Consider the following 20,251-nt stretch of genomic DNA (forward strand, 5'->3'; position numbering starts at 1 on the left):
AGCTACGCCCGGCGCAGTGCCGCCGTGAGCAGCCCGGCCCCGATGAGGGCGGTGCCGCCTGCGCGGTTGACGAGCTTCATGGTTCGCGGGTTGGCCACGGCGGTGCGTGCCCTGGCGGCGAGCAGGGCGTAGAGCACGGCGTTGATCACGGCCAGAGTCACGAAGGTGATACCCATGATCAGCAGTTGGGGCGTGAGCGGCGCGCCATGGTTGAGGAATTGCGGCAGGAACGCGCAGAAGAAGGCGATGGATTTGGGGTTGGTGGCGGTCACGGCAAAGGCGCGGAACACATGGGTCCGGCTGGACTCCGGCTGCATGCGGGCCATGGCCTCGTCCAGCTCCGGCTTGGCGCGCCAGGTTTTGACGCCGAGATAGATGAGGTAGGCCGCGCCGATCCATTTGAGGACCGTGAACAGCGCGGCCGAGGTGGCGAGCAATGCGCCGAGACCGGCCAGAGAGGCGGTCATGGCGGTCAGGTCGCCGAGGCCGACTCCCAGAGCCAGGGGCAGGGCCGCCTTCTTTCCCTGAGTCAGGGAGCAGGAAACCACCAGCATGATGGTCGGGCCGGGGATGATCAGCACCACAATGGTGGCGGCCAGAAAGGCAAGGTAGGTTTCGGGCGACACGGCAGCCTCACAGGGTTGGGGGGTGGATGGTTCAGAAGGTAGCCTTCCGGCGGGTAAAGTCAAGTGGGTGAGGGTATAGTCTCCGTTGAGGGAGAAAAGAAGAAGCGATAGGGAAGCCGCCTTTTAGGCGGCGATGATTGCTTTGAGGATTTCGTCCCTCCGGGCCGACTTCCTTTTTGGCTGAGCCGCTCCAAAAAGGAAGCAAAAAGATCGGCTTTTTTTGTGCTGCAGCGCGATCTCGGACCTAAGAGCCGCTAACACGGCTCCACTGCCCGAAAAGCGAAAGCCTGCGGGCAGGCGCGCTTCGGGCTATGCTTCACCGTGTAAAAGCGGCTCTAAGCCTCGAGCTCGATGGCCGGTTGCTGCCGGGGAGATTGGAAATTTGCCGAAGGTGGCGATGGTCCTCTACCCGGCAAGTCGAGGTGTCACCTCTGTACGATTCAAAAAAAAACAATCCGGCTCATTGAATATCTCTTCAGAGGTCCGCAGTCAGCCCCTTGCTCACGGGCCTAGAAGCTCACCAATCCGTTCGGCGGCTCTTGTCCCGGAACCCGCACGGAGTCGGACGGCCTACGAATGATAAGGCTGGCAGAGCGTTCCACTCCACGTAGTCTGGAGCCGACCGGGTTGGATGAGATTCTCGCCCGAGAGCACCGGGGCGAGGATACCCCTCCAAGCGCCTTTTCTTTCGTCTATTTCTTTTGGCGCAGCAAAAGAAATGGACCCCGCCGGGAGGGCATGGAGGGCTTTTGGGGGCGCAGCCCCCAAACCCGGCTCTCCGCGCGCTGCAAGCGCGATTCCCGGAGGGGGAGGAGCGGAACGCTCCAACACCGGCTCTCCTCGTGCTGTAAGCGCGAACCTGGAAGCAAGGGGCCGCAGGCCCCAACGCTGACTCTCCCGGTCGCGCCGCAGGCGTGAGCGTTCTACGCCCCTTCGTCGACGAGCAGGCCAGGGCCGCTGGCAGCGCCACGGGCGAGATCATCAACGCGCTCGTTGAACATATGCCCGGAGTGCCCCTTGACCCAGTTGAACTTGACGTCGTGCTTCTCGATGAGCGGCACAAGGCGGCGCCAAAGGTCCTGGTTCTTGACCGGCTTCTTGGCGGCGGTTTTCCAGCCGTTCTTGAGCCAGTTTTTGAGCCAGTTCTGGGTGATGGCCTGCTGTACGTACTTGGAGTCGGTCCAGAGCTGTGCGCTGCAAGGGCGGGTCAGGGTTTCCAGGGCGGTGATGACGGCCAGCAATTCCATGCGGTTGTTGGTGGTCCGCTTATAGCCTTGGGAGAGTTCCTTGTAGTTTTCCGCGTCGCGGCCTTTGTATTCGCCGTAGACGAGCACCGCGCCGTATCCGCCGGGGCCGGGATTGCCCAGGCAGGAGCCGTCGGTGTAGATGGTGACGTTATTGCTCACTGGGAGAGGTTCCTTCCTGAAGTTGGGTCAGCCGGTCGAAGATGGCCAGGAGCACTACCTGGATCTCCTGCGGCCAGTCATTGTACTTGAAAGAGGGCAGAAAATGCTCGGTCGCGAGCGAGTCGATGAATTCCTGGCCCAGGGCCTGGCGCATCATGGCCGGGAAGCGGATCTGGACTTCGTTGATGGCCGGGGCCAGCCCGATATACATGGTCTTGGCGTCGAGGTCCGGGACCACGAAGTCTCCGCCGTAGATTTGGATGCGGCAGTCCAGACCGAATTCGTTTTTGAGCGTTTTGGTGAAGGAGAGAATGAATTTCTTCTGCTCCTTGTCCAGGGTCTTGGTCTCGTCGTAGATGGAAGCCTTCTGGTTGAGCATCTCCACCACGCGTTCGTTGTTTTTTGAGAAGGCCCAGATGACAGCGGCGAAGACGAGAATGAGCGCCAGGGAACGGATGAGCTTTTCCCTGGGCGTTGCGCCGTGGACTCTGGGGATGGTGATTCGCATGGGCTCTTCCTAGCGTGCCGGGAGATTTACCGCAAGCCCGGCAGCGAAACCGGGAGGAAGAAAGGGGTGCAGGCGGGTGCGGGAAAAGTGGTGGCTATCCTTCGCCTTTGAGCGCCTGTATGGGGTCGAGGTTCGCGGCCTGCCGGGCAGGGCTGAGGCCGAAGATCAGTCCTACGGCCTGGGAACCGGCCAGGGCCATCAGGAAGGCCTTCCAGGAGAACTGGATGGTCAGAATGTCCAGCCGCGACAGGAACTGCCCCAGGCCGAGGCCCAGGAACAGGCCGAGCACGCCGCCGAGCAGGGTCAGGGCGCACGCCTCCACCAGAAATTGGAGCAGGATTGCCGAATTCCTCGCTCCCATGGCCTTTTTCAGGCCGATCTCTTCGGCCCGGTCGCTGACCGAGATGGAGAAGAGATTGGCCAGCACGAAGCCGCCCACCAGCATGGCGATGGTGGCGGTCACGCCCAGGAAGATGGTCAGTCCGCCCTTGAACATGGCCAGAAATTTGAGCACCTCGTCCGCTGTCAGAATGGTGAAGTCGTCGTCATCGGTGGGGCCGAGGTGATGCTGGTGCCGGAGCAGCGAGCGCAGGTTGGCCACATGGGCGTCCATGTAGTCCGGCTCCAGGAATTTGACCCTCAGCGCCCGGAAATATTTGCGGTTCAGGTTGTAGCGCTGCATGAGCGTGGACAGGGGGATGATAATGCGATTGTCCACCTCGCCACGGCCTCCTGAGAACCCTCGGTAAGCGAGCTTACCCACTACTTGGTATGGCGTCTTGCGGATGTATATGATCTGGCCAACGGGTGACTTGTCACCGAATATTTCCCTGGCTGGCGCGTCTCCCATGATAGCTACCTTGGCTCCCCGCGCCTCATCCTCAAGAGTTATGTCCCTGCCCTCCGTAAGGGGCCAGTTCCACGCTTTGGCGTAGTCGTGAGTAGCCCCGACTATGTAGACGTCCCGACGGCTGCGATGACCGAGCCATACCATTTCACCGCCTTTTGCCCTCATAGGGAGGACCTGGTATGCGCCGGGCAGCGAGTTCTCGACTCGGGCCGCGTCCTCCTTGCTCAGGGTCAGCACACGCATGCCCACGGCCCGCTTCATGATGTTGCCGCCGAAGACCAGCGCCGCGTCCGGCCCGAACATGTCCACGATCTCCATGGCCTTGCGGTTGGCCCCGTCTACGGCGGTGACGATCAGTGTCAGGCTGGCGATGCCGAAGGCCACGCCGAGAATCACGAACGCCGAGCGGAGCTTGAAGGCCAGGACAGCCCCCAGCCCCATGCTGGTGATGCGCGTGAACAGGCGTGGTGTCATTCGTGTTGCTCCCGCCCCTGCTTTCTTCCGAATTGTATGTGAAGCGGGGCGTTTGGTCGTTTCGCGGCTGGGTGGGCCGCCGGGCCTTATTGTTTTCCGTGCTGGTGCCTACCGTATGTCCTCAACAATCCTGCCGTCGTGGAGCTTGATGATCCGGCCCGCTTCCCGGCCCACGTCCGCGTCGTGGGTAACCAGGACGATGGTGGTTCCCGCCTCGTGCACCCGGTGGAAGAGCTTGATGATCTCCGCCGAGGTGGTGGAGTCGAGCTGTCCCGTGGGTTCGTCTGCCAGGACGATGTCCGGCTCGTTGAGCATAGCGCGGGCCATGGCCACCCGCTGCTGTTGTCCGCCCGACAGCCGGGAGGGCCGGAAATGCATGCGGTCCGCCAGCCCCACCTGTTCCAGCAGGGATTCGGCGCGGGCCTGCAGCTCGACGCGCGGCTTGCCGGAATAGAGGCCGGGCAGGATGACGTTCTCCAGGGCCGTGGCGTAGGGGATCAGGTAGAAGGACTGGAACACGAAACCCAGGGCCTGGTTGCGCAGGTCGGACTGGTGGTCGTCGTCTAGCCCGGCGGTGTCGTGCCCGAGCAGGGCGTAGGAGCCCGAGGTGGGCCTGTCGAGCAGGCCGATGATGTGCAGCAGGGTTGATTTTCCCGAGCCCGAGGTGCCCTGGAGGGCCACGAAGTCGTTGTGGGCGATATCAAGGGTGATGCCCTTGAGCACGGTGATGCCCTGCGCCTCGCCGCCGTCCTTGCCGCTATCCCCCTGTTCATCGAACCGGGCGAAGGTCTTGGTGATGTCCGTGAGAGAGATGACCGCGGACATGCTATTTATCCTTCTTTTTCACTTTCCCGCCGGGAAGGACGAGCTGGGTCGCGACCGTATCGCCCTCTTTCAGTCCGGAGAGTATCTCGCTGCGGTCCAGCCCGGTCAGGCCGAGGTCCGGCTTGACTTCGCGGGGCTCCTTCTCAGGGTCGTCCACCACGAAGATCACCTGCCGGTCCTTGACCCACTTGAGGGCCTTGTTGGGCACGGCGAGCACATCCTTTCTGGTCTCCACGATGATCTTGCACTGGGTGGTCATTTCCGGGCGCAGGTACTCGGCCTGGTCCGTGGTCACCCGGACCAGGGCGCGGTAGTAGACGATGTTGTCGCGGATCTCCGGCTCGGGATAGATACGCGCCACGGTGCCCTTGAAGACCCGGTCGCGGTAGGCGTCCACGGTGTAGCGTACGGGCAGGCCCACGCTGACGCGGCCCACGTCGGTCTCGTCGATGTAAATCCACATCTCCAGCCGGGCCGGATCGAGCACGGTGATCAGGTTGGACACGGACAGGCCCGAGACGATGGTCTCGCCTTCCTGTGCGGCCACCTGGGATACCACGCCGTCAATGGGCGAGTAGATTTTCGTGTAGGAGAGCTGGACCTCCAGGGTCCTGAGCTTGGCTCTTGATGAGGCCACGGCATAACGGGCCATCTCGGTGTCCTGGTAGGCCTGGTCGAGGGAATCCTGGGCCTCGAGCTTCTTCTGGACCAGGGTGCGCTTCCTGGGCAGGCTTTTCTCCATGTAGGTCAGCTTGGCTTCCTCCAGGCGGAGGTTGGCCCTGGCTTCGGCGATGCGGGCGCGCAGCTCGCGCGAGTCGATCTCGGCGATGAGGTCGCCCTTCCTTACCGCGTCCCCGACCTTGACCGGCACGGAGTCGAGCACGCCCGTGGCCCGCGCCCCGATCTTGACCTGGGCGCCCACCTGGGCCTTGACGATGCCGGTGGCCTCCAGAATCCTGGACACATCGGCGCGCTTGATGGTCGCCGTCTTCAGCACCTTGATTTTCGTGGCGGTCGTACCTCCGGCGAAGTACCAGACTCCGCCGCCGGTCACGAGCAGGGCTATGAATATGAAAAGCAGTTTTTTCATTATGTTGTCCGCTTGTCAGCCTGTTGCAGGTCTCTTTCCCGTTCCTGGTCAAGCACATCGGAAAAGCGTGGCGCGCGGATCTGTTTCCGTCGCAACAAGACGTCCCTGAAGGTTACGCTCTTGAAGCGGAAGCCGCACTCCGCGCCGATCCAGCCGCCTTGGTAATATAGCGATTTGGACGGATAATTTCTACATAAAGGGAGTCGCTCTCCGTAGGATGTGCAGAGATTGTCCTCGCCTTGCATGGCACAATCGAATACCAGCCGTCCACGGTGGTCTTTGCCCGTGATGCGGAACCGGGTGTGCGCCGGTTCCCGTTCGCACAGTTTGTCGAACTGCCGCTTGCGCTTGAGCCATCCCCTGTCCTTGAGCAGGATGCCGTGGCAGCAATTGCCGCACAGGCGGCATTGTCCCACGATCTCCACCTCCCGCCTCAAGACGAGGGTGCGGAAGCGGCGAAACAGCCCCCGGAACAGGTTGAGCGTGCGCAAGCGCTACCCTCCGAGTTCCTCGATCCAGGCGCGGACCGGGGTTTCCATGATCTCCCGGATTTCGGCCAGTCGGGCCTCGGATTCGGCCTCGAAGCGGAGCACCAGCGCGCCCTGGGTGTTGGAGGCGCGGACCAGGCCCCAGCCGTCGCCGAACTCCACCCGCGCGCCGTCCATGTCGATGACCTCGAAGCGCTCCTTGAAATAGGCCTGGGCACGGGCCACCACCTCGAACTTGATGGCCTCGGGGCAGTCCATGCGGATCTCCGGCGTGTTGTACGTGGTCGGCCAGTCCTCCAGGTAGCGGGAGAGCGGCTTGTGATTCTTGCTCAGGATTTCCGCGAGCTTGAGCGCGCCGTAAGTGGCGTCGTCGAACCCGTGGTAGCCGTGGAAGAAGAACATGTGCCCGGACATCTCGCCGCCGATGGCCGCGCCGGTCTCGATCATCCGGCCCTTGACGATGGAGTGGCCGGTTATGCACATCTCGGCCTTGCCGCCGTGGTCCTCCACGTCCTTGAACAGCAGGTGGGAGCACTTGACGTCCGCCACCACGCCCACGCCGGGAAATCCCTTGAGCAGATCGCGGGCATAGATGGCCAGGAGCTGGTCGCCGAACATGAGCCGTCCGGTCTCGTCCACTGCCCCGATGCGGTCGCCGTCGCCGTCCAGGCCCACGCCCGCGTCCGCGCCGACCTCGACCACTTTGGCCTTGAGGTCTTCCACATACGCCTCCACCACCGGGTCGGGGTGGTGGTTGGGAAAGGTGCCGTCCGGCTCGCAGTAGAGGCGGACCACCTCGGCCCCGGCGGCCTCAAGGATATCGGCGGTCAGGTCGCCCGCCGCGCCGTTGCCCCCGTCCACTACGATCTTGACCGGCCGGGCCAGGGTGCAGCGGGAGAGCAGGTCCTCCTTGTAGGAGGGGATGATGTCGTGCCGGGAGACGAGCCCCGCGCCGGAAGGGTATTCGCCCTTGCGCATGATCTTGTAGATGGCCCGGACCTCGTCCCCGAAGATGGTGGACTTGCCGCCCCAGACCTTGAACCCGTTGTATTCGCTCGGGTTGTGCGAGGCGGTGATCATCACCCCGGCCTCGAACCCGAGGTGCTTGGCCGCGAAATAGAAGACCGGCGAGGAGACCTGGTCCAGGCAGACCACGTCCAGCCCGGTGGCGGACAGCCCCTCGGCCATGGCCCGCTGATACTCGGGCGACGAGGCCCGGCAGTCATGCCCGAGCAGGGCGCGGGTCCACCCCTTGCCCAGAAAATAGGTTCCGCAGGCGCGGGCGAGCTCCCGCACCCACTCGGCGTCGAAGTCCTCGTCCACAATGCCTCGGATGTCATAGGCGCGGAAAATCCGCTGATTGATCGGTTTCATGCCCCGAGTGTGCCCTGCTCCGGCGGACAATTCAAGAAATCTGATGCGTCAGGCCTTTCCTTTCTTGCCCCGTCCATTGGACTTAACCATCCCTCCGAGCGCGCCGCTTGCCGCTGCGTTTTTCGCATCGCGGGCGTCCTGATCGCGCTCCAGCCTAGCCAGGTCGCGTCTATCCCGTTTTGATCTCGCTCCCTTGTCCATTTGACGGGATATGGATATAGTTAAATAAATATGAGGAAGCGTTATGTCGTTGCTGTATGAATATGGAAAAATCAAGCTGCCCCGAGGCAGTGGATTGGTCTATCCCGTAAAGAAATCCGAGGTGGACCATGCCTTGGAAATGGCTAATGTCTCTGAATTGGATACATTTTACTTTTCTCCTCGATGCCGGAGTGCCGATCTGGTCGTTCTTGACGTAGTGTTGATGGGAGAGTCTCAACAGGGATATTGGAAAAAACAACGGCCGGGTATAACTGTTTGTGCAGTTCCATCAGATCAATCGGGAAAAATTAGAGAGTTGCTGATGCAGGGCAATTACCTGTTGCGGTTGGCGAAGTGGGTTAAGGGTCTTGAGAGTGCTCCCAATGTCATCAGGGATGTCAATCGGGCGCGGCTTGTCTGTTTTGGGGCGGGTGAGCTTTTTGTAAAAGATGAAAATGGAAGAAGGGTAGCATTGCCATAGGCGACGCTACCCTTTTTTTGTTTCTTTCTTTAACTGCGTTGGCTGGTTCCCGTAAGTCTCTTTTAATTCTTTGATAATGGGGTCTTCCAAAACGCGCTTCCCTTTACCGTATTGCCCCTTGGACTGGACCATTCCCCCGAGCGCGCCGCTTGCCGCTGCGCTTTTCGCATCGCGGGCGTCCTGTTCGCGCTCCAGCCTTGCCTAGTCGCGTCTATCCTATTTTGATCTCGCACCCTTGTCCTTTTGACGGGATATGGATATAGTTAAACAAATATAGGGGGGCGTTGTGTCGTTGCTGTATGAATATGGGAAAATCAAGCTGCCCCGAGGCAGTGGATTGGTCTATCCCGTAAAGAAATCCGAGGTGGACCATGCCTTGGAAATGGCTAATGTCTCTGAGTTGAAAGAGTTCTACTTTTCGGATGGTTACCGGGATAGAGATCTTGTCGTGTTCAGGGCAATGCTGATGGGGGAGTCTCAAAAGGGATATTGGGCGAAACAAAGTCCCCTTTTTTGCGTGTATGCTGTCCCGGTTGCTCAGGCAGAAGAGATCAGGGTTTTGCTCAGAGAAGGCAATTATCTGTTGCGTTTGGCTGAGTGGGTTAAAGGCCTTGAGGATGCTCCCAATGTCATCCGGGATGTAGATCGGGTGCGATTTGTCTGTTACGGGTCGGGTGAGCTTTTTGTAAAAGATGAAAATGGAAGAAGGGTAGCATTGCCATAGACGATGCTACCCTTTTTTTGTTTATTTGCTTAACTCGTCGGAGCCCACTCCATTCTTCAATCTTCAACATTTCACTTTGTTCCGTGCCCCGGACATCCTTGATTGTCGGATTGGAATAACGTATAGTTTCGTCTATAAAACAGGAGGGGGCGTGGTTGAATACGAATTCGGCGGAAGAAGCAAGATAATAAAGGGGTATTCCTACCCCATCAAGCGCGGGGACCTGGATCAGGCGTTGGATGAGGCTGGAGTGACGGATATCCAGAGAGTGGCTTTCTTTTGTCTTCCTAAAAAAGGCGGCGGACGGCTTGTTCTCTTGGGCTATTTTTTCGGTGAAGCCCGGCTTGACGGCCTCGTTACGCAAGAGTCTCCAGATATCACAGTGTGTTGTGTGCCAACCCAATATGTGTCTGAAATCAAGAGCCTGCTTGAGAAGCATACTGTGTTGAACCGTTTGGACCAGTGGGTAAAACAAATTGAATTGGCTGAGAATGTGTACCGCGATCAACGTCATGGTTTTCATGTGTGTTATGAGGATGAAGCACTTGTGGTAGAAGTCGAGTAGTTTTTAGGGAGATGTCGGCATGCTCTTAAGGTGGATAGGGGAAAGTTGTCCCCTAGACTGCCTCAGGCGAGGCTCATGATCGTTCTGATAGGTCTTTTAGCAGACATAAGACAAGGAATATGAAATTTAGGATATATTGGTGCGTGCTATGTCTGTAAAGTATGAATACGGGGGGAGGGATAAAGCTGTTAAGGGGTTTACATACCCAATCAAAAGGGCGGAGTTGGATCATGCTTTGTTGCAGGTGGGCGTTGTGGAGCTTGGTGTCGTCAGTTTTGTTTGTTGCCCGGTTGCAGAAAAATCTTACTCCGTGATCAACGGCTATTTTAGCGGGGATGCACGCAACCCGGGCAAGCTTGAGAGGGCATTGCCAACTGTATGGTTTGATGCCGTGAAATCCAGTGATTGCCCGAAGATAAAAGAACTCCTTCGAAGGCAGAATGTGTTGAACCGATTTGCCAATTGGTTGAAAAAAATAGAATCTGGCGAGAATGTTCTTAGAGGACAGTTTCACAACTTCAGTGCTGTTTTTGAAAACGACGAATTGGTTATTGAGATAGTGTCAGGATATAAAAGATGAGGAGCGAGAATCCGCCCCCCATTGCATTATGTGTTGTCGGGGCTCCATTTGCTACCGATTGGTACCTTGGAAAGTTCTTCAACAATATCTTTGTTAAAGATAGTCAGTGGTGGTCCCATTCTAACCTTCCCGTCGGTAAGAATCTTTATCAGTCCGGCCCATTGGTCTGCTCTGTTTTTTAGCCTCGTTTTCTCTTTCCCTTTCAACGTCTTGCTTTCTTTTCGTAGGTTGTCGACCTTTTTCATATACCGTCGTTTAACGATATTCTTTTGCCTGTCGTTTCTGGCGTTATTGTATTCTTCAATGAAATCATCAATCATCGGATCATTCCCACTGGCCTTTCCTTTCTTGCCCTGCCCCTTGGACTGGACCATCCCTCCGAGCGCGCCGCTTGCCGCTGCGTTTTTCGCATCGCGGGCGTCCTGTTCGCGCTCCAGCCTGGCCAGGTCGCGGGCGTGTTCCTCAGCCGAGATCGTCCGCTTTTCCCGGTCGGCCAGGTCCCTGGCGTCTTGGGCAACGTTCCGTTGCGGCGTCTGCGCCTGTGCGGGGGCTTTTTCCGGGTTCGTGGGTGCGGGCTGCTCCTCCCGGCCTTCGAGCGCCTTGCTGCCCAGGCCGAGCAGGGTGCGCAGGGGAGGCGCGGGAGCGGCGGGGCCGTCCGCCTTGCCCTGAGTCGAGGGCGGGGCAGGCTTTCCCGGCGCGGCGGTTTCGGGTTGGTCGGGCGTGCCCTCCTTGCTTTTTTCTTGGTTCCCGCCTGACTGACCGCCTGCGGGTGCGGCAAAGGGCACGCCGGTCTTCTGGTCGGCCAGGTCGTCCCGGGAACCGAGGGTGTGGTTCCAGGAGAACCCGGCCCCTTCGTCGGCGGGTTTCCAGTCGGCGGGCTTGTTCACCTGCCACCAGGAAAAGGTGCGGTGGTCCTCGTTTTTCTTGCGGCGCAGATTGCCGTCCTTGCGCACGGGTTCGAACACGCCGTCCGCGTATTTGATCCAGCTACGCCGGGTGGTGTTCGAGGCCGGATCGTAGCTGAACACCCCGTTGGTGTCGCCGGGGCCGAACGCCTCGTTTGGGTTGTCGAAGAATCCTTTCATGTTGTTTCTCCTTGATGAGTTTGTGATTGGTTGGGATTCCGGCGAAGCATACCCCCGGTTTTCGGGCCGGGATGAAATCGGGCGTCAGCGGGCGAAAAAAGGATGAAAACGGGCGAAATAGGGTGTTGACACGATTTTGAGAAGGCTCGCCGCTCATGCCGCGCCTGGATTTTTGCGGCGCGTGGAATGGTGTGCTGCGGCGTGTTCGACTCCCCGGGAGGGGAAATGGGGAAAATCATGCGGGAATAGCCGGGTAAATGCCGACTTTCCTTGACCTGACTCGGCAGAGAGCCTATTTCAGAAACATTATGAATTGGGATTGGGAAAAATTACAAAAGCAGCAACAGGGGCGTCCCGGCGGCAAGCCGCCGAGCTTTGACGATTTCCAGGATCAACTGGAGAAATTCAAGCAGTTCAAACTACCGGGCTGGAAGCTGATCCTGCCGGTCTTGATCCTGCTCTGGGCCGCTTCCGGTTTCTACATCGTCGAGCCCGACGAAGTGGGCGTGGTCCAGCAGTTCGGCGAGTTCAACCGGATCACCACGGCCGGACCCAACTACCACATCCCCTACCCGGTGGAGTCGGTCCTGACCCCCAAGGTCACGCAGATCCGGCGCATCGAGTTCGGGTTCCGGTCTTCGGGCCGGGCGCGGGTGCAGAATTTCCAGCAGGGCGTGAGCCGCGAGGTGCCGGAAGAGGCGCTCATGCTCACCGGTGACGAGAACATCGTCTCCGTGCAGTTCATCGTCCAGTACATGATCAAGGACGCCAAGGACTACCTGTTCAACGTCTATGACCCGTCCGGGACCATCGTCCACGCGGGCGAGGCGGCCATGCGCGAGGTCATCGGCAACGGCAAGATCGACGACGCCCTGACCACCGGCAAGCAGGAGATTCAGGTCCAGACCCGCGATCTGATGCAGAAGATCCTCGATTCCTATCAGACCGGCATCAGCATCGTTGCCGTGCAGATGCAGAACGTGCATCCGCCGGAACAGGTGGTGGACGCGTTCAAGGACGTGGCCAGCGCCCGCGAGGACAAGAGCCGGTTCATCAACGAGGCCGAGGCCTACCAGCGCGACATCCTGCCCAAGGCCCGAGGCGAAGCGTCCCGGGTCATCAACGGAGCCCAGGCCTACAAGGAGGCCAAGGTGCGTAAGGCCGAAGGTGACGCGTCCCACTTCCTGGCCGTGCTCAAGGAGTACGAGAAGGCCAAGGACATCACCCGCGAGCGTCTCTACCTGGAGGCCATGGAGGGAATCCTTCAGAACCCCGAGGTCGAGAAGCTGATCATGTCGGACAACGCCCTGAAGCAGTCCGTCCCCTACCTGCCGCTGGGTCAGTTGCCCAGAAGCGGCGCAACCGCAACGCCCAAGGCGACCAAGTAGAGGGAGGCCGACATGAAGAAATCAACCGTTACGCTCATCGTCCTGGTCATCCTCGGGACCATCGTCCTGACCCAGTCCGCCTTCACCGTGGACCAGACCGAAAAAGCCATCGTCATACAGCTCGGCCGTCCCGTCGGCGAGAGGGCTCTCGGCCCCGGCCTGCACTTCAAGCTGCCCCTGGTCCAGAACGTCGTCTATTTCGACGCCCGCATCCTGGACTTCGACGCCAAGCCCGAGGAGATCACCACCACGGACAAGAAGTACATGAACGTGGACTCCTACTCCAAGTGGCGCATCGTGGACCCGCTGACCTTCTACACCAAGGTGCGGACCATCCAGGGCGCCCAGGCGCGGCTGGACGATATCGTCCGCTCGCAGCTGCGCGTGGCCCTTGGCCGCTACACCCTGATCGAGGTCGTCTCCCACAAGCGCCAGGAGATCATGGACGCGGTCAGCTCGCGCTCCCGGGAACTGCTCGAGCCCTACGGCATCGAGGTGATCGACGTGCGCATCAAGCGCACCGACCTGCCCGCCGAGAACGCCCGGGCCATTTTCGGCAGAATGAAGGCCGAGCGTGAGCGCCAGGCCAAGCAGTACCGCTCGGAAGGGCGCGAGGCCTCGGCCAAGATCATCGCCACTGCCGACAAGGAGCGGGCCATCATCCTGGCGGACGCGGCCAAGCAGGCCGAGATCATCCGAGGCGAGGGTGATGCCCAGGCTACCAAGGTTTACGCCGACGCCCTCGGTCGTTCTCCGGAGTTTTATGCTTTCACTCGAAGCCTGGAAGCGTACCGCAAGGGCTTCGGCAAGAACGCGCGCTTCATTTTGACTCCGAAATCCCCGTTTTTGAAATACATGCAATAAGCTCGACATTCGTGCGATAGACAGGGGCGTGGTTCGGAACCACGCCCCTTTTTCTTCGTGACAAAAATGGACTTTGAAGGTAGGAAAATGCACAACGGGTATGGGATTTTTTCCCAGAGAATCCGGGAAAATTTCCTGGACTAAAATAATTCACCAATATATAAGAAGTTTTTTTGTAGCGGCGGTATTTATTCACTAATACTATTGACTATTTCATAGCTTCTTGCATACTTGCCGAATCCATCATTATGAAGGGGGAAGAAAATGCCGAAAAAGAAAAGACAATGTGACGAGGCGCAGCTAAAGTGGTTTGAAGAGGCCCTTGAGCGAATCAAGAAGGCCACCGGCGCCCGCACGCAGGTCCAGCTTGCCGAAGTTCTGGATGTGCGCCAGTCGTCAATCTCAGACGCCAAGCGCCGCTGTTCCATTCCTGCCGAGTGGCTGCTCAAACTCTATCGCAGCCACGGACTGGACCCGGACTGGCTTTCCGAGGGCCTGGAGCCGGTCTACATCAACGAGTCCAAGGGAAAGATCCCTGCGGACACCCTGCTCAAGGAGACTCCCGCCCCGTACGGCCGCATGAACTCCCGTGGCCGGGTAGTGCCCGTGTCTACCATGGCCGGCGCCAACAAGGGCGGAGCCACCTGGGAGCCGCATCCCGTGGAGGAGCTCTCGGTTCCCGAGTCCTTCTGCCGCCCCAAGCTGCAGGTGATCAAGGTCGACTCTTCCGCCATGGAGCCGATCATCGGTCGTGGCGCGTTCGTCGGAATTGATCTCGACCAGAAGAGTCACCCGGACGGAGACCTGTGCGCCGTGCACTTCCCGCACCAGGGGCTGACCATCCGCAGGGTCTACATGCAGGGCGACACCTATCTCCTGAAGGCGGAAAACGAAAAGTACTCCGACCTCACCATCCCTGCAGCGGAAATGGATGAACGCACCGTGGGTCGCGTCATCTGGGTTCTGCAAAACCTCTCACTCATGTAATACCCGCATACGATGGTCAGCCGACCGGGCAGCATATGCCCGGTCGGCTGGCCTTTTTTTTTGCACATCGTAGCGAGTGCGAGAAGGCTCTGCCGGGCATCCTCCCCCTTGACGCGGCGGTTCGCCGGTCCTACTTAAAGGGGATGAGCACCCATACCGAAACTCCCAAGACGACAAAGGTCTCGCCCATGACGGCCCCGGCCATTCAGGCGCGCAAGAACGGCGAGAAAATATGCTGCATGACGGCCTATGACTACTCGTCCGGCGTCATCGCCGACAGTGCGGGCATGGATCTCGTCCTGGTGGGCGACTCCCTGGCCATGGTCGTGCTCGGCTATGAGGACTCCCTGTCCGTTACCATGGATGAGATGATCCACCACGTCCGTGCCACCCGCCGGGGAGTCAAGAACGCCCTCCTGGTGGCGGACATGCCGTTCATGTCCTTCCGCACGGTGGAAACGGCCCTGGAGAACGCGGGACGTTTCATTCAGGAAGGAGGGGCCAGGGCGGTCAAGCTGGAAGGCGGCGTGCCGGTGGTGCCACAGATTCAGGCTCTCACGGACGCGGGCATTCCGGTCATGGCTCATATCGGCCTGACCCCGCAGCATGTGGCCAAGTTCGGCGGGTTCAAGGCTCAGGGCAAGAGCGTTGAGGCGGCCAAGGCGCTCATCGAGGACGCCCAGGCAGTGGAGGCGGCAGGCGCCTTCTGCGTGGTGGTCGAGGCCGTTCCCGTGGAGGTGGCCCAGTTGATCACCGATGCGGTGGATATACCGACCATCGGCATCGGCGCGGGCAACGTCACCGACGGTCAGGTTCTGGTCTATCACGACGTGCTCGGCCTCTTCGACCGGTTCACGCCCAAGTTCGTCCGCAAGTACGCCCAGCAGGGCAAGGAAGCCATCGAGGTTTTCGGCCAGTACATCAACGACGTAAGGCTGGGGCGTTTTCCGGGTGACAAGAACACCTTCTACCTTTCCGACGACGTTGCCGCCCAGGTGCGCAAGATCAAGGTCAAGAAGAAGAAATAGATGACGCTCGATCTCTCCTGGCCGGTCCTGTGGAATGGCCTTTTCTGGCCCCTGATCCGGCTGACCTTCTTCATCAGCGTCGGCGTGTTCGTGGGCATCCTCATCGAGTCTCTGAACTGGACCCGGTATGCTGCCAGGCTGGCCGCGCCCCTGGCCCGTCGCGCCCGGCTCAAGGATATCTCAGCCGCCTCCTTCTCCATGGCTTTCTTTTCCGGGATCACGGCCAACAACATGCTGGCCGAAGCGCGCGAGAGGGGGGAGCTCACCGAGCGTGAGCTGATCCTCTCCAACCTGTTCAACTCGCTGCCCACCTACTTCCTGCACCTGCCCACGGTCTTTTTCATCGCGGCTCCCTTTATCGGAGCGGCTGCCGGCGTCTACGTGTCCCTGACCGCCTGCGCCGCCGTGCTGCGAACCCTCGCCATCACGCTGTCCGGTCGCTTCCTGCTCCCTCCCCTGGAGGAAGGATGCCTGCCGTGTCGGCTGGATGAAATGGAGGAAAAGCGAGACAGGTCCTCGGCGCTGCAGAAGACCTGGAAGCGTTTCATGAAGCGGCTGCCGAAGATCATCACCATCACCGCGCCCATCTATGTCCTGTTCTTTTTCCTGCGGCAGCTGGGCCTGTTTTCCTGGCTGCAGGGGCTCATGGCCGGTCAGGTGGGCGTCTTTTCCTTCCTGCCGCCCGAGGCCCTGGGCATCGTCGGGTTCCACATGGCCGCCGAGTTCACCGCTGGGCTCGCCGCAGCCGGCGCGCTCATCACCGATTCCCAGTTGACCTCCCCGCAGGTGGTGCTGGCTCTGCTGCTTGGCAACGTGCTCTCTACGCCCATGCGCGCCTTCCGTCATCAGTTCCCGTACTACGCAGGCATCTTCAAGCCGCGCATGGCGCTGAAGCTCATCGTTCACAACCAACTGCTGCGGATCGTCTCCATCGTCGTGGTGGGCGTGGCCTACGCCATGTTCATCTGATCAGGGTGAGGGAAAGTTCCGAGCTGCGGTCAGTGACGGCCGAGGCCGATGGATCAGAGCATCCGGGCTACGTCCCAGGGCGACTCTTCCAGTCTCCAGATTACACGGATGGTGGTGCCGCGTCCGGGCCGGGCGTCAATCTTGAGCAGGCCGCCGGATAATTCGGCCCGCTCCTTCATGCTCGTCAGCCCGAGGCCCAGCCGGGTGTCGGGATAGCGCAGTGTCTTTTTCGGGTCGAACCCCACGCCGTTATCCTCAATCTCCAGAACCAGACTCCCGCAGCGATGGTCCAGTCCCACCGTCACCGTGTCCCCTCCACTGTGTCTGCCCGCGTTGTACAGGGCTTCCTGGGCCAGCCGGAAGATCGGGGTTCGGAGCTGCTCCGGGATCAACTCCTCATTGATGCGGATCTGCCGCCGCACTTCCATCGTGGAGTAGATGTTGGAGAAATCGTCAAGAAAACCATTGAGCGCGTTGGTGACGCCGAAGTCCCTCAGGGTGGGCGGAAACAGGGCGGTCTGCATGCGGCGGATAGTGTCGATGACTTCCCTGGAGAGGTTGGAGGCGCTCCGCAGGGAGTTCTTGGCGGACTCCTGCGCGTCCTCCAGGAGGAAGAGCGCGTTTTCGATACCGATCTTGATGGCCAGGATGGACTGTCCCACTTCGTCGTGGATTTCTCCGGCCACCCTTCTTCGCTCCTCTTCCTGTGAACGGAATAGCTGGGAGGAGAGGTGCTTGAGGCGCTGGCGGTTTTCTTCGAGATTGCGGTAGAAGAGCGTGGCCGAGAGGGCGTCGGCAATGCGCCCGGTGATGTCCTGATACATCCGCTTTTCCTCCACGGTCCAGGTCCGTTCGCCGGAGCAGTGGTGAAGGCCCATGAGCCAGGGGCTTCCCAGCTTGGGGTGCAGGGCGATGAGCAGTGCGGCTTTGGCTTCGACCTCCGCTGCCTCCCGGGGAACCTCCTTGACGCTGTTCTCCTTTCCCAGAGGAAGCGGCTCAGGAGTTTTCAAGGCGAGCCGGAAGTTTTCCGCCAGATCCTCGGTTTGGGGCAGGGCCTCTTCCGGGCCGAAATTTATGGGATAGGCCGGGTCAACGGAGCGGTACGGCACATGCCAGGAATCGGCGTCAGGATCGCATGGATGGAGCAGCCAGGCCTGGTCGCAGCCGAAGATGTCCCGGATCACTTCCATCAGGCCGTTCATCATCCGGTCCATGTCCGTGTTCTCGCGGATGGCCTTGTCGATGAGGGCCGTGCTTTCGAGATACCGGAGCTGCCGCCTGACTTCGGGGGCCTCTCCGCAGGGCCCCAGCCGTTCCCTCAGCCTGAGGTTCTCCAGCCTCTGCAGGCGGAGTTCGTAGAGCAGTTCGCTCTTGCTCAGGGAGTTGTCCTTGTCCATGTTTCAATACTCTGTGATCACAGGCTGTTGGAGGTCTGGCCACTGTAGGCCCCTCCACGGTATGGCAGGCGGTCGGTCCGCGCAAGACCGTTAGAATCGTTCTTGGTGTCTACTCCTCGAAGGCCAGGCGGCGGATGATCACGTTGGAGACGAGCATGCCGTTTTTGGTCAGGCGCAGGAACCCGTGGCTGATGCGGACAAGATTTTCCCGGTGCAGGGCCGTGATCAGCCGCTCCCGCCGTTTGACCAGGTCGAAACCGGCCCGCTTCCGAAACTCCTTCAGGTCCAGCCCCTTGGATGTACGCAGGGAGAGCATGACCATCTCCTTGAGCCGGTCCTCGTCGGTCAGGGTTTCGTACTCCGCTCCAACCAGGCCGCCGCGTACGTAGGCGTCGTACTCGTCCATGTAGAGCGGGTTGCTGAAGCGGCGTCTGCCGATGGTGGACACGGCGGACGGCCCCAGGCCCAGATAGTCCGAGCCGTCCCAGTAGCCCGAGTTGTGCCGGGAGATAAAGCCCATGCGCGCGAAATTGGAGACCTCGTAGTGCATGTAGCCCATGGATTCCAGGTACTCCGCGCCGTAGATGAACATGCGTCCCTGCTCCCGTTCCGGAGGAAGCGGGAAGTCGCCGCCCTCGGAGCACATCTTGTGCATGACGGTGTCTTCTTCAAGGGTCAGGTTGTAGGCGGAGATGTGCTCGGGCCGCATGTTGGTCACGGCGGTGAGCTGGTCGATCCAGCCCTTGAGGCGTTGTCCCGGCAGTCCCCAGATGAGATCCACCCCGATGTTGCCGAACCCGGCCTGGCGGGCGGCCTCGAAAGAGGCCAGGGTCATGGCCGCCGAGTGCGGGCGGCCCATCAGGTGCAGGTCCGCGTCGCTCAGGCTCTGCATGCCCAGAGAAAGGCGGTTGAAGCCCATGGAGAGCAGGGCGCGGAAGTAGCTGACGTCCTGGGCCGAGTCCGGGTTGGCCTCCAGGGTGTTCTCCATGCCCGGCCCCAGGGTGAAGTGCTTGTCCAGCGCCTTCATGATCATGTCCATCTGCTGGAGCGGAATCAGGCTGGGCGTGCCGCCGCCGAAATAGATGGTCCGGAGCTTCGGCCTGTTCAGCCGCTTGCCCCACAGCTCGATCTCCTGGAGCAGCAGCTTGTGGTACCAGGTGAAGGTGACCTGGTTGAAGGACTGGGAGTGGAAGGTGCAGTAGTGGCAGCGGGAGCGGCAGAACGGTACGTGGATGTAAAGCAGCAAATCCTTGCTGCCGTCGCCGGCCGGTTTCTCGGCTTTGGCGGTCCCGGTGGGGAAAGCGGGCCTGACCGGTACGTCTTCGCCGTATATTCTGCCCATGCTCAGTCCCTGATGTGCCGTTCTCGGTGCAGAAGCAGCGCGCCCCAGGTCAGGTAGATCCCCGCCACGGTCTTGAGCAGCATGACCGCGTAGGACACGTCCGCTCCCTGCTTCAGGCCGCTGAAGGCGTCGTAAAGAAAGCCGGACCCGGTGACGATGAGCAGCAGCACGGTGCACCAGATGGCGAGCAACTGCCGCTTGTGGGCGAACCATGCCACCAGCGGGAAGGCGATCACGGAGAGAACGGAAAGGAGCGTCTTCTCCGAGGACGCGCCGAAGTCCGTGGCCAGGGTATTGGCGATGCCCGTGACCACGAAGGCCAGAAGCACGGTGTCACGTTTGAGGAGAATGTCGGGGAAATGCGTCATGAGCGGCGGAGCTCCCGTTGGTGCCGTTCGTTTTCGCTGTACAGACAGCCGCAGTATTGCTGGCGGTAGATCCCCCATTCCTTGGAGGTTTCGATGCCCTCGCTCCAGCCTTCGCGGAAGTCGTGGTACAGGAACCGGGTTTTGGAGGTGGCCAGGTCCCGGCCCAGGGCCGCGATGTCATCGTGCTTCTGGTGCTTGGAGTAGAGCAGGGTGGAGGTGAAGAAATCGAAGTTGCCGCGCCGCGCTATCTGGGCCGTGCGCTCCAGCCGTCCTGCGTAGCAGTGGAAACAGCGGTTGTTCTCCCGGTGGGCAACGGCGCGGAACCACTCCTGCGGCCTGTATTCGTCGTCCTTGACGATGACGTTGATGCCGAACCGTTCAGCTACCTGCAAACAGCCGTCCCGCCGCTTCACGTATTCCGTGAGCGGGTGGATGTTCGGGTTGTAAAACAGCCCGGTAACGTCGTGCCCCTGGTCCTGCAGTGTCTGCAGCGTGGTGATGGAACAGGGGCCGCAACAGATGTGCAGCAGCAGTCGTGTACTCATGGGATCTCCTCCCGGCAGATCCGGGAGAGGACAGTGTGATCGCCCCGGGCGGGTTTGTAAAGTATAACCGCCCGCCGCCTCCCTCC

Annotated in this window: 22 protein-coding genes; 9 read left to right on the forward strand and 13 right to left on the reverse strand. The window is 60.3% G+C overall.

From position 1 onward, the window contains the following. Window positions 1–2: 2 nt before the first annotated feature. From GM415_RS06345 to GM415_RS06380, 8 genes are all read right to left on the reverse strand, one after another. Window positions 3–626, reverse strand: a complete 624-nt coding sequence (locus GM415_RS06345) for a LysE family translocator (RefSeq protein ID WP_158946979.1) — start codon at window positions 624–626, stop codon at window positions 3–5. Between the two features lie 923 nt (window positions 627–1,549). After that, complete coding sequence (rnhA, locus tag GM415_RS06350) at window positions 1,550–2,032, reverse strand: ribonuclease HI (RefSeq protein ID WP_158946980.1); 483 nt, start codon at window positions 2,030–2,032, stop codon at window positions 1,550–1,552. Then, window positions 2,022–2,540: a hypothetical protein gene (locus GM415_RS06355; protein ID WP_158946981.1), complete on the reverse strand. Its 519-nt coding sequence runs from the start codon at window positions 2,538–2,540 to the stop codon at window positions 2,022–2,024. Before GM415_RS06355 ends, rnhA begins: the two co-directional genes overlap by 11 nt. A 94-nt stretch (window positions 2,541–2,634) precedes the next feature. Further along, window positions 2,635–3,864 carry an ABC transporter permease gene (locus tag GM415_RS06360; RefSeq protein ID WP_158946982.1) on the reverse strand — a complete coding sequence of 410 codons (1,230 nt, stop codon included), beginning with the start codon at window positions 3,862–3,864 and terminating at the stop codon, window positions 2,635–2,637. Window positions 3,865–3,972: 108 nt separating this feature from the next. Next, window positions 3,973–4,689: an ABC transporter ATP-binding protein gene (locus GM415_RS06365; protein ID WP_158946983.1), complete on the reverse strand. Its 717-nt coding sequence runs from the start codon at window positions 4,687–4,689 to the stop codon at window positions 3,973–3,975. 1 nt (window position 4,690) lies between these two features. Next, complete coding sequence (locus GM415_RS06370) at window positions 4,691–5,779, reverse strand: efflux RND transporter periplasmic adaptor subunit (RefSeq protein WP_158946984.1); 1,089 nt, start codon at window positions 5,777–5,779, stop codon at window positions 4,691–4,693. Beyond that, on the reverse strand, window positions 5,779–6,270 hold the full coding sequence (locus GM415_RS06375) for a YkgJ family cysteine cluster protein (RefSeq protein WP_158946985.1): 492 nt from the start codon (window positions 6,268–6,270) through the stop codon (window positions 5,779–5,781). Before GM415_RS06375 ends, GM415_RS06370 begins: the two co-directional genes overlap by 1 nt. A 3-nt stretch (window positions 6,271–6,273) precedes the next feature. Beyond that, window positions 6,274–7,641, reverse strand: coding sequence for a phosphomannomutase/phosphoglucomutase (locus tag GM415_RS06380; protein ID WP_158946986.1), 1,368 nt, complete (start codon window positions 7,639–7,641; stop codon window positions 6,274–6,276). 244 nt (window positions 7,642–7,885) lie between these two features. On the opposite strand from GM415_RS06380, the gene GM415_RS06385 reads away from it, so the two are divergent. The 4 genes from GM415_RS06385 to GM415_RS06400 all read left to right on the forward strand — a co-directional run bounded on the left by GM415_RS06385 (window position 7,886) and on the right by GM415_RS06400 (window position 10,192). Then, complete coding sequence (locus GM415_RS06385; protein WP_158946987.1) at window positions 7,886–8,323, forward strand: hypothetical protein; 438 nt, start codon at window positions 7,886–7,888, stop codon at window positions 8,321–8,323. A 286-nt stretch (window positions 8,324–8,609) separates the two neighbouring features. Next, on the forward strand, window positions 8,610–9,047 hold the full coding sequence (locus tag GM415_RS06390) for a hypothetical protein (protein WP_158946988.1): 438 nt from the start codon (window positions 8,610–8,612) through the stop codon (window positions 9,045–9,047). Window positions 9,048–9,198: 151 nt separating this feature from the next. Continuing rightward, window positions 9,199–9,612, forward strand: a complete 414-nt coding sequence (locus GM415_RS06395; RefSeq protein WP_158946989.1) for a hypothetical protein — start codon at window positions 9,199–9,201, stop codon at window positions 9,610–9,612. Between the two features lie 148 nt (window positions 9,613–9,760). Continuing rightward, the gene (locus GM415_RS06400; protein WP_158946990.1) at window positions 9,761–10,192 is read left to right on the forward strand and encodes a hypothetical protein; all 432 of its coding nucleotides are present in this window, start codon (window positions 9,761–9,763) and stop codon (window positions 10,190–10,192) included. Window positions 10,193–10,218: 26 nt separating this feature from the next. On the opposite strand, the gene GM415_RS06405 is transcribed toward GM415_RS06400, so the two are convergent. After that, window positions 10,219–11,277 (reverse strand): hypothetical protein, encoded by a 1,059-nt coding sequence (locus GM415_RS06405; RefSeq protein ID WP_158946991.1) that lies wholly within the window; start codon window positions 11,275–11,277, stop codon window positions 10,219–10,221. 308 nt (window positions 11,278–11,585) lie between these two features. On the opposite strand from GM415_RS06405, the gene hflK reads away from it, so the two are divergent. From hflK to GM415_RS06430, 5 genes are all read left to right on the forward strand, one after another. Next, window positions 11,586–12,665, forward strand: coding sequence for an FtsH protease activity modulator HflK (hflK, locus tag GM415_RS06410; protein WP_158946992.1), 1,080 nt, complete (start codon window positions 11,586–11,588; stop codon window positions 12,663–12,665). A gap of 12 nt (window positions 12,666–12,677) precedes the next feature. Then, window positions 12,678–13,529, forward strand: a complete 852-nt coding sequence (gene hflC / locus GM415_RS06415) for a protease modulator HflC (protein WP_158946993.1) — start codon at window positions 12,678–12,680, stop codon at window positions 13,527–13,529. 264 nt (window positions 13,530–13,793) lie between these two features. Further along, window positions 13,794–14,516 (forward strand): LexA family transcriptional regulator, encoded by a 723-nt coding sequence (locus GM415_RS06420; protein ID WP_158946994.1) that lies wholly within the window; start codon window positions 13,794–13,796, stop codon window positions 14,514–14,516. Window positions 14,517–14,659: 143 nt separating this feature from the next. After that, window positions 14,660–15,544, forward strand: coding sequence for a 3-methyl-2-oxobutanoate hydroxymethyltransferase (panB, locus tag GM415_RS06425; protein WP_158946995.1), 885 nt, complete (start codon window positions 14,660–14,662; stop codon window positions 15,542–15,544). Continuing rightward, window positions 15,545–16,513 carry a hypothetical protein gene (locus GM415_RS06430; protein ID WP_158946996.1) on the forward strand — a complete coding sequence of 323 codons (969 nt, stop codon included), beginning with the start codon at window positions 15,545–15,547 and terminating at the stop codon, window positions 16,511–16,513. Window positions 16,514–16,566: 53 nt separating this feature from the next. Here the strand turns inward: GM415_RS06430 and GM415_RS06435 are convergent, their stop codons facing one another. From GM415_RS06435 to GM415_RS06450, 4 genes are all read right to left on the reverse strand, one after another. Beyond that, complete coding sequence (locus GM415_RS06435; RefSeq protein ID WP_158946997.1) at window positions 16,567–17,910, reverse strand: sensor histidine kinase; 1,344 nt, start codon at window positions 17,908–17,910, stop codon at window positions 16,567–16,569. 109 nt (window positions 17,911–18,019) lie between these two features. Then, window positions 18,020–19,252 (reverse strand): radical SAM family heme chaperone HemW, encoded by a 1,233-nt coding sequence (gene hemW / locus GM415_RS06440; protein WP_158946998.1) that lies wholly within the window; start codon window positions 19,250–19,252, stop codon window positions 18,020–18,022. Window positions 19,253–19,254: 2 nt separating this feature from the next. Further along, window positions 19,255–19,620, reverse strand: a complete 366-nt coding sequence (locus tag GM415_RS06445; protein WP_158946999.1) for a hypothetical protein — start codon at window positions 19,618–19,620, stop codon at window positions 19,255–19,257. Next, window positions 19,617–20,165 (reverse strand): epoxyqueuosine reductase QueH, encoded by a 549-nt coding sequence (locus GM415_RS06450; protein ID WP_158947000.1) that lies wholly within the window; start codon window positions 20,163–20,165, stop codon window positions 19,617–19,619. Before GM415_RS06450 ends, GM415_RS06445 begins: the two co-directional genes overlap by 4 nt. Window positions 20,166–20,251 lie beyond the last annotated feature (86 nt).

Origin of the sequence: Pseudodesulfovibrio cashew (genome assembly GCF_009762795.1) — a bacterium.
Classification (GTDB): Bacteria; Desulfobacterota; Desulfovibrionia; order Desulfovibrionales; family Desulfovibrionaceae; genus Pseudodesulfovibrio; species Pseudodesulfovibrio cashew.

Coding starts and splice junctions, on each gene's coding strand:
- GM415_RS06355 (WP_158946981.1), bottom strand. CDS start 2,540: ATGCGAATCACCATCCCCAGAGTCCACGGCGCAACGCCCAGGGAAAAG.
- GM415_RS06360 (WP_158946982.1), bottom strand. CDS start 3,864: ATGACACCACGCCTGTTCACGCGCATCACCAGCATGGGGCTGGGGGCT.
- GM415_RS06365 (WP_158946983.1), bottom strand. CDS start 4,689: ATGTCCGCGGTCATCTCTCTCACGGACATCACCAAGACCTTCGCCCGG.
- GM415_RS06370 (WP_158946984.1), bottom strand. CDS start 5,779: ATGAAAAAACTGCTTTTCATATTCATAGCCCTGCTCGTGACCGGCGGC.
- GM415_RS06380 (WP_158946986.1), bottom strand. CDS start 7,641: ATGAAACCGATCAATCAGCGGATTTTCCGCGCCTATGACATCCGAGGC.
- GM415_RS06385 (WP_158946987.1), top strand. CDS start 7,886: ATGTCGTTGCTGTATGAATATGGAAAAATCAAGCTGCCCCGAGGCAGT.
- GM415_RS06400 (WP_158946990.1), top strand. CDS start 9,761: ATGTCTGTAAAGTATGAATACGGGGGGAGGGATAAAGCTGTTAAGGGG.
- GM415_RS06405 (WP_158946991.1), bottom strand. CDS start 11,277: ATGAAAGGATTCTTCGACAACCCAAACGAGGCGTTCGGCCCCGGCGAC.
- hflK (WP_158946992.1), top strand. CDS start 11,586: ATGAATTGGGATTGGGAAAAATTACAAAAGCAGCAACAGGGGCGTCCC.
- hflC (WP_158946993.1), top strand. CDS start 12,678: ATGAAGAAATCAACCGTTACGCTCATCGTCCTGGTCATCCTCGGGACC.
- GM415_RS06420 (WP_158946994.1), top strand. CDS start 13,794: ATGCCGAAAAAGAAAAGACAATGTGACGAGGCGCAGCTAAAGTGGTTT.
- panB (WP_158946995.1), top strand. CDS start 14,660: ATGAGCACCCATACCGAAACTCCCAAGACGACAAAGGTCTCGCCCATG.
- GM415_RS06430 (WP_158946996.1), top strand. CDS start 15,545: ATGACGCTCGATCTCTCCTGGCCGGTCCTGTGGAATGGCCTTTTCTGG.
- GM415_RS06435 (WP_158946997.1), bottom strand. CDS start 17,910: ATGGACAAGGACAACTCCCTGAGCAAGAGCGAACTGCTCTACGAACTC.
- hemW (WP_158946998.1), bottom strand. CDS start 19,252: ATGGGCAGAATATACGGCGAAGACGTACCGGTCAGGCCCGCTTTCCCC.
- GM415_RS06445 (WP_158946999.1), bottom strand. CDS start 19,620: ATGACGCATTTCCCCGACATTCTCCTCAAACGTGACACCGTGCTTCTG.
- GM415_RS06450 (WP_158947000.1), bottom strand. CDS start 20,165: ATGAGTACACGACTGCTGCTGCACATCTGTTGCGGCCCCTGTTCCATC.